The 10,426-nt window shown below is 65.2% G+C and carries 10 protein-coding genes; 8 read left to right on the top strand and 2 right to left on the bottom strand.

The genetic code is table 11. The features are described from left to right. The first annotated feature begins 15 nt into the window (after window positions 1-15). Window positions 16-798, top strand: a complete 783-nt coding sequence (locus tag J2X54_RS11750; RefSeq protein WP_310180848.1) for an OmpA family protein — start codon at window positions 16-18, stop codon at window positions 796-798. Between the two features lie 13 nt (window positions 799-811). Here J2X54_RS11750 and icmH read toward each other — a convergent pair whose 3' ends face one another. Together icmH and tssK are read right to left on the bottom strand one after the other, a co-directional pair. Further along, complete coding sequence (gene icmH, locus J2X54_RS11745; protein ID WP_070247664.1) at window positions 812-1,594, bottom strand: type IVB secretion system protein IcmH/DotU; 783 nt, start codon at window positions 1,592-1,594, stop codon at window positions 812-814. Next, entirely contained in the window at window positions 1,591-2,937 is a 1,347-nt protein-coding gene (gene tssK / locus J2X54_RS11740) for a type VI secretion system baseplate subunit TssK (protein WP_070247663.1), read from the bottom strand. The genes icmH and tssK overlap by 4 nt, the downstream gene beginning before the upstream one ends. Window positions 2,938-3,117: 180 nt before the next feature. On the opposite strand from tssK, the gene J2X54_RS11735 reads away from it, so the two are divergent. The 7 genes from J2X54_RS11735 to tssA all read left to right on the top strand — a co-directional run bounded on the left by J2X54_RS11735 (window position 3,118) and on the right by tssA (window position 10,322). After that, window positions 3,118-3,708 carry a hypothetical protein gene (locus J2X54_RS11735; RefSeq protein WP_310180844.1) on the top strand — a complete coding sequence of 197 codons (591 nt, stop codon included), beginning with the start codon at window positions 3,118-3,120 and terminating at the stop codon, window positions 3,706-3,708. Between the two features lie 33 nt (window positions 3,709-3,741). Beyond that, on the top strand, window positions 3,742-4,251 hold the full coding sequence (tssB, locus tag J2X54_RS11730) for a type VI secretion system contractile sheath small subunit (RefSeq protein ID WP_070247661.1): 510 nt from the start codon (window positions 3,742-3,744) through the stop codon (window positions 4,249-4,251). Window position 4,252: 1 nt separating this feature from the next. Further along, window positions 4,253-5,749, top strand: coding sequence for a type VI secretion system contractile sheath large subunit (gene tssC / locus J2X54_RS11725; RefSeq protein ID WP_310180842.1), 1,497 nt, complete (start codon window positions 4,253-4,255; stop codon window positions 5,747-5,749). A 46-nt stretch (window positions 5,750-5,795) separates the two neighbouring features. Beyond that, window positions 5,796-6,287, top strand: a complete 492-nt coding sequence (locus tag J2X54_RS11720) for a type VI secretion system tube protein Hcp (RefSeq protein WP_310180840.1) — start codon at window positions 5,796-5,798, stop codon at window positions 6,285-6,287. Between the two features lie 73 nt (window positions 6,288-6,360). Continuing rightward, complete coding sequence (gene tssE, locus J2X54_RS11715) at window positions 6,361-6,822, top strand: type VI secretion system baseplate subunit TssE (protein WP_070247658.1); 462 nt, start codon at window positions 6,361-6,363, stop codon at window positions 6,820-6,822. Further along, window positions 6,819-9,434 carry a type VI secretion system ATPase TssH gene (gene tssH / locus J2X54_RS11710; protein ID WP_310180837.1) on the top strand — a complete coding sequence of 872 codons (2,616 nt, stop codon included), beginning with the start codon at window positions 6,819-6,821 and terminating at the stop codon, window positions 9,432-9,434. Before tssE ends, tssH begins: the two co-directional genes overlap by 4 nt. Before the next feature lie 12 nt (window positions 9,435-9,446). Beyond that, window positions 9,447-10,322: a type VI secretion system protein TssA gene (gene tssA / locus J2X54_RS11705; RefSeq protein ID WP_310180834.1), complete on the top strand. Its 876-nt coding sequence runs from the start codon at window positions 9,447-9,449 to the stop codon at window positions 10,320-10,322. Window positions 10,323-10,426 lie beyond the last annotated feature (104 nt).

The following is a 10,426-nucleotide window of genomic DNA, read 5'->3' as shown; positions in this document are numbered from 1 at the left end:
CCTTGGGAGTATGCGATGCGCCAGCGTTCGATCTGGCCGGCCCTGGCGCCGGCGTTGTTTGTCTTTTTGGTTCTAGCGACTGCCCAGGTGAGCGCCGATCCGCGCCCGGGGCAGGTGGTAGTCAACGGCGCCGTCGCCGACGAGGGTGGCAAGGCCGCCTTGCTGGCGCGGGTGCGCGAGTTGTATGGCGTCGAGCGGGTAGTGGACCAGGTGGCGATTTCGAAGGTGTCGCTGCCGCCCAACTGGCATGGCTATGTGCTCAAGCTGATCGGGCCCAACCTGAAGTGGATCAGCAAGGGCGAGATCAAGATCGACGGCACCAATATTACGCTGCGCGGCGAGGTGGCCAACGAGGCGCAACGCCAGCAGATCGCCAGCGACATCGCCACCAGCCTCAATCCCACCTACACCGTCAACAACGGCTTGCGCGTGAGCGCGGCCGAACAGAATCTCCTCGACGCGGCGCTGGCCAAACGCATCATCGAATTCGAGAGCGGCAAGGCGACGCTGACCGATTCGGGCAAGATGATCCTCGACGAGATGGCGGCCGCGCTGCACAAGGTCAAGGGCAAGCAGGTGGAAGTGATCGGTCATACCGACAACCTGGGCCAGCGCGACAGCAACCTGGCGCTGAGCCATGCCCGCGCGCAGGCGGTGCGCAGCTACCTGGCGGAGCAGGGCGTGAGCCAGGACATGGTGCTGGTGTCGGGCCAGGGGCCGGACCGGCCAGTGGCGGAGAACACCACGGCGGAGGGACGCGCGCGCAACCGGCGCATCGAGTTCCGGGTGGCGCAGTAATACTGGCGGCTTATCAGGGCAAGGTAATCGTCACATACGCCGGTCGTGGCGCCAGTTTTACCAGGTCCGAATATCCCGCCAACTGCTCGCGCGCTTCGCTTGCCAGCGACGCTCGCAAGCCGAGGAACGCCCCCAGCCCGCATACCGCGATCAGCGCACCGGCAGTCCACAACGGCGTGTTGGTGCGCAGCTTGTGGACGATCTGGTCGGGCCGTTCGGCCTGCGGCGCGAAGCCGCGGCTTTTGCCCTGGATGTGGGTGATCTCGTCGCCCAGGCGCGCGGTCATGTAGGCCAGCTTGTCGCCGCTGTCGAGCGCGTACTTGCCCTTGAAGCCGATCAGCAGGCACATATGGAAGACCTGCAGCGCGGCCAGGCGTGCGCCGCCGCTGCTGCGCAGCGCTTCCAGGCGGTCGAAGAAGTGTTCGCCGGCCAGCTGGTCGCCGAAGATCACCAGTTGCAGCGGGCGCCGCTCCCACGCTGCGCGCATCGGGAACTGCGACGCCAGGATGATCTCGTCGAGCGCCGCGCAGTAGGCGTACTTGGCGGCGTCGATATCATCCCCATGGGCGCGCAGCTTGCGCGCTTCGCGGTCGAAGTCCGCCAGGTACGCGGTGACGTTGTCGAGGAACGTCGCCTCACCCGGCGGCACGCTGCCGTTCCTGAGCATGAACAGCAGGTAAAAGCCTTCCTGCAGCAAATCGAGCAGGGTTTGAACGTGGCCGTAGCCGGGCTGGATCTGGCGCCGTTGGCCGCCCATCAGGGTGGGATTGGCGCGCCGCTCGACGTGGGTGTTCATGCCGTCACCGCGATCAGGTTCAGGCGCAGGTCGCGAATCCCGGACGGCACGTAGATCGAGATCGATTGCGCCTTGAGCATATGTTCATACAGCATACCCTTGCCCTCCAGTGCGAAATAATAGGTGTCCGGCTGGACCGGTATGGCCGCCGGCACCTGCGGTGCGTGCGTGAGCTTCACGCCCGGCATGGCCGTCAGCACGCATTTTTCCACGTCGTCCGGCGCGCCCACTTTGACCCGCAGCGGCACCACGTCCACCAGTTCCAGCGCCGACAGCGCGGCGCCCACCGCCAGGTACAGCGTGGTGCGCTGGTCGATCTTGCCCGAATCGAGCTTGCCCAGGTGGTAGCTGGGCTTTTCCTCGGTGAGCGCGATCGAAAAATAGCGGGTAGAGATGACGGTGTCGAGCAGGTCGCGGATGATGTGATCGAGGCCTGAAAAACACAGCGCCAGGTCGTCGTGGCGGTAGGCCGGCAACTGCACCAGCGAGTACTGCTTGGAGTAGGTCATCATGGCGCCGGCCAGCGCCAGCAGGCACTCGAACAGGCGCTCGGGGTGCATGCCCGGATGGCGCACGTAGTGCATCAGCGTGGCGGCCGACGTGCTGACCGTGTGCAGCAGCCAGAACGACGAGACATCGCCGGAACGAAACTCAATCACGTTGCGGCTCGGCTCCCGCATATGACCTTGCAGCGATTGCACCTTCGCTTGCAGCGCCTCCATCAGCCGGTCCAGCATGTCCTTGAGCGCCGGCGCACCGGCGATCGACAGGGACGGCGGGATAAACGACGGATCGGGTTCGAAGCCGCCAGTGACCGTGCGTCGCAGCCGTATCACCGGCACGCAGTCGAAGGCCCCCAGCGGTTCCTGGTCCGACACCAGCCGCACCGATTGCTTGAGCAGCGCCAGCTCGGTGCCCACCGCGCCGGTGTACAGGTCTGCGGTCTCGCGCGCGCTCCGGGTGTAGCGTGCGCCCTGTTGGTGCGCTGGCGCGGCAGCGGCATTGCCGCCGCCTGGCGCCAGCGCGGGCAGGGCCGCGTACCACGTCACCTCCTGCAGTGCGGCGGGCAGGGCGGCCAGGTCCACGGCCGTTGGCAGCGGCTCGCTGCCGGGGGCGTCGAAGATTTCGCCGTCGCGGAAGATCAGCGACAGTGCCTGCAGGCGCAGGCGGTCCGCCTTCAACGCATCGAGATCCCACTCGATACGGCGCACGCCCCACAGGAACGGTTGCAGCGCCAGCGCCACCTGGTTCAGGCGCGCCTCGTGGTAGCGGTCCTGCTGTTGAAAATGCTGCGGCCGCAGGAACAGGCCCTCGCCCCACAGCACCCTGGATGGAATGGTCATGCGAACTCCTTTCGGCCGACGATCCTGCATTAGAGCGAATCGTGCGCGGTCGATTGTTGCGTGGTCGCAAGAAAATTGGAAACGCGGAGCAACCACCAGCGCGGTTGCGTAACCGCAATTTCACTTGTTTTGCTTCATGAATAATGGGCCCCTTCCCATGGTTCGGCAAAGGAGAGTGTGATGATGACGAAGAGAAGATGGTTGCCCCTGGCCAGCGCTATCGCTGGCGTGATGCTGGTGTGCGGCTGCGCCACCGACGGCCAGGCGATCCGCACCGAACCACCGAAGGTGGCCACACTGAAAGCCGCGCTGGCCGATGCCAACGTCGCGCTCAGGGCAGGCCAGGGCGACAAGGCGCAGGCGCTGCTCAAGGAGGCCGCGGTGAACTACCCGGCCGACAAGGCGCCGTGGCTGCAGCTGGCGCAGATCAAGTTCGACCGGGCCAGCTACGGCGAGGCCATCATTAACGCCCAGGAGGCGCTGCGGCGCGATCCGGTCGATACGCTGGCCAACAGCATCGTCGCGGTCAGCGGCTTGCGGGTTTCGACCAGGGCGCTGGCCGACCTCAGTGCGCAGAACAACCTCAGTGGCTCGCTGCGGAACGAGGCGCGCGAACTGGCCAAGCTGCTGCGCACGACCCTCGGCGAAGACGTCCTGGTGCCCACTGTGGCGCCGCCGCCGGTGCGCCCCAAGGCTGCACCGGCCAGCCGCATCAAGGGCGCAGCAAAGAACCAGTCGAACAGCAACGAGCCCTTCGGCGGCTTGAAATAGGCCGACTCCCACGATTCAATGAAAGGAATTGCCATGGCCAAAGCTGAAAGTGTTCAGAAACGCCTGACCCGCGTGCGCCCGCCGCGCGTGCAGATGACGTACGACGTGGAAATCGGCGACACGCTGGAGAACAAGGAGCTGCCGTTCGTGGTCGGCGTGGTCGGCGATTTCGGCGGCAATCCGGACGCCGACAAGACACGCCTCAAGGACCGCCTGTTTGTCGGCATCGATGTCGAAAACTTCGACGAGGTGATGAGCGGCGTCGATCCGGTGGCGCGCTTCACTGCACCCAATATGCTCTCTGGCGACGACAGCAGCATCGGCGTGGAACTGCACTTCAAGTCGCTGGCCGACTTCCGGCCCGAATCGGTGGTGCGCCAGGTGGCGCCGCTGGCGAAGCTGCTGGATGCGCGCGGCAAGCTGGCCGACCTGCGCAACAAGCTGGCCGGCAACGACAGGCTCGAAGACATTCTCGGCGAAGTGCTGGGCAATACCGACCAGCTGGCGGCGCTCAAGTCGGCGCAAGCCGGCAAGGGAGAATGAGATGACCGCAGCCGCACAGCAAGTGCAAACCGACAGCGCCATTTCCATTGACAGCGCACCGGCGGACAACCTGCTCGACCGGATCGTCGAGCAAAGCAAGGTGGCCAAGTCTGCGGTCGAGCATGCGCGCGCCCGCGACATCATTGCCGAACTGGTGGACCAGGTGTTGGCCGGCGCGGTGGTCGTGTCGAACAACCTCACCGCTACCCTGGACGGCCGGGTGGCGGAACTGGACCGCCTGATCTCGAGCCAGTTGAGCGCCATCATGCACGCGCCGGCGTTCCAGAAGCTCGAGCAGAGCTGGACCGGCCTGCACTACCTGGTTGCCAATTCCGCCAGCGGCCAGGGCGTGAAAATCCGCATGCTCAACGCCACCAAGCGCGAGCTGGTGAAGGACTTCCAGGCCGCGCTGGAATTCGACCAGAGCACCATGTTCAAGAAAATCTACGAAGAAGAATTCGGCACCTTCGGCGGCGCGCCGTATGCCGCGCTGCTGGGCGACTTCGAGATTTCGCGCCAGCCGGAGGACATGTATTTCATCGACCAGATGTCGCACGTGGCCGCCGCCGCCCACGCACCGTTTATCTCCGCTGCGGCGCCCGAACTGTTCGGCCTCGATACCTACGGCGACCTGGGCAAACCACGCGACCTGTCCAAGGTCTTCGACACGGTCGAATACACCAAGTGGAAGGCGTTCCGCGAATCGGAAGATGCGCGCTACGTGGGCCTGACGCTGCCGCGCTTCCTGGGACGCCTGCCATTCAACCCGGCTGATGGAACCGTGGTGGAAGGCTTCAATTTTGTCGAGGAAATCGATGGCAGCGACCACCATAAATACCTGTGGTGCAACGCCGCGTACGCCTTCGGCGCCAAGCTGACCCGCGCGTTCGAGGACTTCGGCTGGTGCGCGGCAATCCGCGGCGTGGAGGGCGGCGGCCTGGTGGACGACCTGCCCACCCATACCTTCAAAACCGACCAGGGCGAGGTGGCGCTCAAGTGTCCGACCGAGGTGGCGATCACCGACCGCCGCGAGAAGGAGCTGAGCGACCTCGGTTTCATCTCGCTGGTGCACTGCAAGAACACCGCCTACGCCGCATTCTTCGGCGCGCAGTCGGCGCAGAAGGCCAGGAAGTACGCGAGCGACGCGGCCAATGCCAATGCCGTGCTGTCGTCGCAGTTGCAGTACATCTTTGCCGTCTCGCGCATCGCCCACTACATGAAAGCCATGATGCGCGACAAGGTGGGCAGCTTTGCCGCCGCATCCAATGTCCAGGACTTTCTCAATCGCTGGCTGATGCAGTACGTGCTGCTCGACGATAACGCCAGCCAGGAACAGAAGGCGCATTTCCCGCTGCGCGAGGCCTCGGTGCAGGTGCACGAAGTGCCGGGGCGGCCCGGCGTGTATCGCGCAGTGTCGTTCCTCCGGCCGCATTTCCAGCTCGACGAGCTGTCCGTTTCCCTTCGTCTGGTCGCCGAGTTGCCGAAGTCGACCAGCTGATTTACCGAAGTCACCCCCGTAGTTCAACTGCAAAGAGGAGCATGCAATGGCAATCGACGTCTATCTGCAAATCGATGGTATCAAGGGCGAGTCCAATGACGACCGCCACAAGGACTGGATCGAGTGTAAATCGGTCAGCTTCGGGGTGGAGCAGCCGCGCTCCGCAACCTCGTCCACCGCCGGCGGCCACACTGCCGAGCGTTGCGAACATCGCGACATCATACTGTCGAAACTGGCCGATCTGGCTTCCCCGATCCTGCTGCAAACCTGCGCCGCCGGCCGCACCATCCCCAAGGCCAAGCTGGAGTTCATGCGCGCCGACGCCCAGGGCGAACGGGTGAAGTACTACGAGATCGAAATCGAGAATGTACTGATCGGCGCCGTCTATCCGACCGTGACCGAAGGTGACATCCTCACCGAGGACGTGTCGCTCAAGTTCTCGAAGATCAAGTGGCGCTACACGCAGCAAAAAGTGAGCGGTGGTTCCGGCGGCAATACCTCCGGTGGTTGGGACTTGTCCGCCAATCGCGTGGTGTAAACGCCTGGCGTTGATGCGCCGCGCACCAAGCCGGGCCGTTCTGGCCCGGCTTTTTTCTCGACAGGGGTTCTCGATGAATGGCTACACACCCGGCCTGCTGGACCGGCTGCTGGGCGCGCACCTGGGCGGCCTGAGCCTGGAGCAGTACAAGGACAGCGTGGCGCGCGACCTGGAAGATCTGCTCAACACCCGTTGCGCGCTGCCGGAGGAGCTGTTGCGCGCCTATCCCGAATGCGCGCGTTCAATCGTCAACTACGGCCTGATCGATTTTGCCGGCCTCTGTCTCAACAGCGCCGAAGACCGCGACCACGTGTGTACCGCGCTCAAGGTGGCGATCGAACGCCACGAACCGCGCCTGCGCCACGTGCAGGCGCGCCTGGAGCGCGAGCGCGGCAGCATCAACCGCATCAGCTTTGCCATTACCGCCACCCTGGCCGGAATGCCGCAACGCGAGACGGTCAGCTTCGACGCCGTGCTGCAACCATCTTCGCTGCACTATTCCATCAACCGCAATGCGCGTGGAGTGTCACCATGACCATGAACCTGAAAACCCTGATCGGAAAACTCAATGACACCACGCGCCAGGCAGCCACCCGCGCCGCCAGCATCTGCATGGCGCTGGGCCAATACGAGGTGGAAGTAGAGCACCTGCTGCTGGCATTGCTGGAGCAGCAGTGCTGCGATGTCGCCATCATCGCCCGCCGGTGTGGCGTGGACCTCGGCCGGCTGGAGGCCGACCTGCACCGCCAGGTGGACCAGCTGAAAACCGGCAGCACGCGCACGCCGGTGTTTTCGCGCCAGCTGCCGCAACTGCTCGAACATGCGTGGCTGCTGGCATCGCTGGAAACCGAACCGTCGGCACGCATTCGCAGCGCTCACCTGCTGGTGGCGCTGCTGACCAACCCCGAACTGACGCAACTGGCGCAGCGGGCATCACCGCTGTTTGCCTCCATCCCCATCGACGAGATCAAGCACCGACTGGACCAGGCCACGCGCGGCTCGCAGGAGGAGAGGGCGGTGGCGTTAGCGCCGGCGCTGCCGGACCAGGCCCCCGAGGCCGCACAACAGCTGGCCGCGCGCACTCCCGCACTCGACCAGTACACCACGCGCCTGACCCAACTGGCGCGCGATGGCAAGCTCGATCCCGTGATCGGGCGCGAGGCCGAGGTACGGCAGGTGATCGACATCCTGCTGCGCCGGCGCCAGAATAATCCCATCCTGACCGGCGAGGCTGGCGTGGGCAAAACCGCAGTGGTGGAAGGGCTGGCGCTGCGCATTGCCGCCGGCGATGTGCCCGACGTGCTCAGAGGCGTCGAGATTCATACGCTGGACATGGGATTGTTGCAGGCCGGCGCCAGCGTCAAGGGTGAGTTCGAGAACCGCCTGAAAAACGTCATCGATGAAGTCAGGCACAGCACGCACGGCATCATCCTGTTCATCGATGAAGCGCACACCATGATCGGCGCCGGCGGCGCGGCCGGCCAGAACGACGCCGCCAACCTGCTCAAACCGGCACTGGCGCGCGGCGAATTGCGCACCATCGCCGCCACCACCTGGAGCGAGTACAAGCAGTACTTCGAAAAGGACGCGGCGCTGGCGCGGCGCTTCCAGGTGGTCAAGGTGGAAGAGCCCACCGAGGATATCGCCAGCGCCATGCTGCGCGCGATGGCGCCGCTGATGGAAGCCCATTTCGGCATCCATATCCGCGACGAAGCGGTGACCGAGGCGGTGCGGCTGTCGCATCGCTACATCAGCGGCCGCCAGCTGCCCGACAAGGCGGTGAGCGTGCTCGATACCGCGTGCGCGCGGGTGGCGCTGGCGCAAAGCGGCACGCCCGCGCTACTGGACAATGCCGCGCGTGAAATGGAACGCATCGGGGCGGAGACCTCGGCCCTGCAGCACGATGACGACGGCGAGGCTCATCCCAATGCCGCCCGCAAAAAGCGCCTGGCGCTGCTGGCCGAACGGCATGCGGCGCTGACCAGAGATCACGCGCAGCTTGCCCAACGCTGGGAGCGCGAGCAGGGCCTGGTGGCCGCCATCGGCCGCCAGCGCAAGGAAGGGACTGGCGCCGATTTGCGGACCCTCAAGACCGAACTGTCGGCCTTGCAGGGCGAGGCGCCGCTGGTGCCGGTGGAGGTCGACGGCGCCACGGTGGCGGCGATAGTCTCCGGCTGGACCGGCATCCCGCTGGGCAAAATGGTGCGCGATGAAATCAACACGGTGTTGAAGCTGCAGTCCACGCTGCAGGAGCGGATACTGGGCCAGCCGCAGGCGATTGCCGCCGTGGCGCAACGCGTGCGCACCGCGCGCGCCAACCTCGACGACCCGAACAAACCCAAGGGCGTGTTCCTGTTCGTGGGGCCGTCCGGCGTGGGCAAGACCGAGACCGCGCTGGCGCTGGCCGAGTTGTTGTACGGCGGCGAGCGCAAACTGCTGACGATTAACATGACCGAATATCAGGAGGCGCACAGCGTCTCCGGTCTGAAAGGCTCGCCGCCCGGTTACGTGGGCTATGGCCAGGGCGGCGTGCTGACCGAGGCGGTGCGCCGCAATCCGTACAGCGTGGTGCTGCTCGACGAGATCGAAAAGGCCCACCCGGATGTCGTCGAGCTGTTCTTTCAGGTGTTCGACAAGGGCGTGATGGACGATGCCGAAGGGCGCGAGATCGACTTCCGCAACACCATCATCATCGCCACGTCCAACGCCGGTTCGGCCACCATCATGCAGGCCTGCCTGAACCAGCCGACTGCACCGACGGTCGAAGAACTCGAGGCGCTGCTGCGACCGCAACTGATCAAGCACTTCAAGCCGGCCTTTCTCGGCCGCCTGAAGGTGGTGCCGTACTACCCGATACCGGACCCGGTGCTGGCGCAGATCATCGCGCTCAAGCTGGCGCGCATCGGCCAGCGCATTCACCAGCAGCATCATGCGGAATTCAGCTACGACGAGGCGCTGGTGGAGGCGGTGCTGGCGCGCTGCACCGAGGTCGATTCCGGCGCCCGCAACGTCGATCACATCCTGAACGGCAGCCTGCTGCCGGAGATCGCGGAAGCGGTGCTTGAGAAGATGGCGCAGGGCGCGGCGATCAGCAAGATCAAGGTCGGCGCCAACCGCCAGGGTCAATTCAAATATCAGATCAAGTAGCGGAGGCCAGCCATGTTCAGCATCGCCCAAATGCTGTTGCCCATCAGCGCCGAGCGCGCGTGCGGCGACGATGTCGCGTTCAGCGCCGAGGTGGACGCCATCGCCCGCGCCCGCACCTGTGACGATCCCACCCTGGACCAGGGCGAATGGGTTGCGGAACTCAAAGAAGCCGACTGGGGTTTTGTCGCTAGCCGCTGCGCCGCCATGATTGCTTCCCGCAGCAAGGACATGCGGCTGGCGGTATGGCTGGCCGAAGCCCACGCCAAGACGCGCGGCTTGCGCGGCCTGGGCGATGGCTACGCCGTCCTCACCGGGCTGTGCGAGCACTACTGGGACGGCCTGTATCCGCTGGCCGAGGACGGCGACTACGATCAGCGCATCGGCAACCTGTTCTGGCTGCTCAACCGCACGCCGGTGCTGGTGCGCGAGATGGTGTTCGCGGACGGGCTGGCACCGCAGGACGACACCGAGTACTGCATCGCCATGCTGGGCGACCTGGAACGGGTGGCCGATGTGCGCCACGGCGCCGACGGGCCGGGGTTCGCGCCAGCCAGGGATGCCTTGCAGGCGCTGGTGCGCGGCCGCGCGCCGCTCGGGCATATGGCCCATGAAGCCGGCGCGGCGCAGGCAAGTGCGACACCCGGTGTGGCGACCAGTGCGTTCATGGCAGGGCAGCCGTGCAACCGCGCCCAGGCCCTGCAGCAACTGCGCCTGGTGGCCGATTTCTTCCGCCGCACCGAGCCGCACAGCCCGGTGGCCTACCTGGCCGACAAGGCCGCCAGCTGGGGCGACATGCCGCTGCACCTGTGGTTGCGGGCGGTGATCAAGGATCCAGGCGCGATTTCGGGCGTGGAGGAATTACTGGGCTCAGCGTCGTCGGACAACTGACAGTTGCTGCGTTGCTGCAACGCACTACCGATAGTTTCTTTCTAACCTATAACATTTTGTTGATCGGTGCTAGCATGGACTCGACTGTTTTCTGAGGGAGTCCG

Source organism: Duganella sp. 3397, from assembly GCF_031456625.1.
Classification (GTDB): Bacteria; Pseudomonadota; Gammaproteobacteria; order Burkholderiales; family Burkholderiaceae_D; genus Rugamonas; species Rugamonas phyllosphaerae.
This window is presented reverse-complemented; position numbering and strand designations above follow the sequence as displayed.

Excerpts from the sequence above, each read along its gene's own strand:
- J2X54_RS11750 (WP_310180848.1), top strand. The coding sequence starts at position 16 with ATGCGCCAGCGTTCGATCTGGCCGGCCCTGGCGCCGGCGTTGTTTGTC.
- icmH (WP_070247664.1), bottom strand. The coding sequence starts at position 1,594 with ATGAACACCCACGTCGAGCGGCGCGCCAATCCCACCCTGATGGGCGGC.
- tssK (WP_070247663.1), bottom strand. The coding sequence starts at position 2,937 with ATGACCATTCCATCCAGGGTGCTGTGGGGCGAGGGCCTGTTCCTGCGG.
- J2X54_RS11735 (WP_310180844.1), top strand. The coding sequence starts at position 3,118 with ATGATGACGAAGAGAAGATGGTTGCCCCTGGCCAGCGCTATCGCTGGC.
- tssB (WP_070247661.1), top strand. The coding sequence starts at position 3,742 with ATGGCCAAAGCTGAAAGTGTTCAGAAACGCCTGACCCGCGTGCGCCCG.
- tssC (WP_310180842.1), top strand. The coding sequence starts at position 4,253 with ATGACCGCAGCCGCACAGCAAGTGCAAACCGACAGCGCCATTTCCATT.
- J2X54_RS11720 (WP_310180840.1), top strand. The coding sequence starts at position 5,796 with ATGGCAATCGACGTCTATCTGCAAATCGATGGTATCAAGGGCGAGTCC.
- tssE (WP_070247658.1), top strand. The coding sequence starts at position 6,361 with ATGAATGGCTACACACCCGGCCTGCTGGACCGGCTGCTGGGCGCGCAC.
- tssH (WP_310180837.1), top strand. The coding sequence starts at position 6,819 with ATGACCATGAACCTGAAAACCCTGATCGGAAAACTCAATGACACCACG.
- tssA (WP_310180834.1), top strand. The coding sequence starts at position 9,447 with ATGTTCAGCATCGCCCAAATGCTGTTGCCCATCAGCGCCGAGCGCGCG.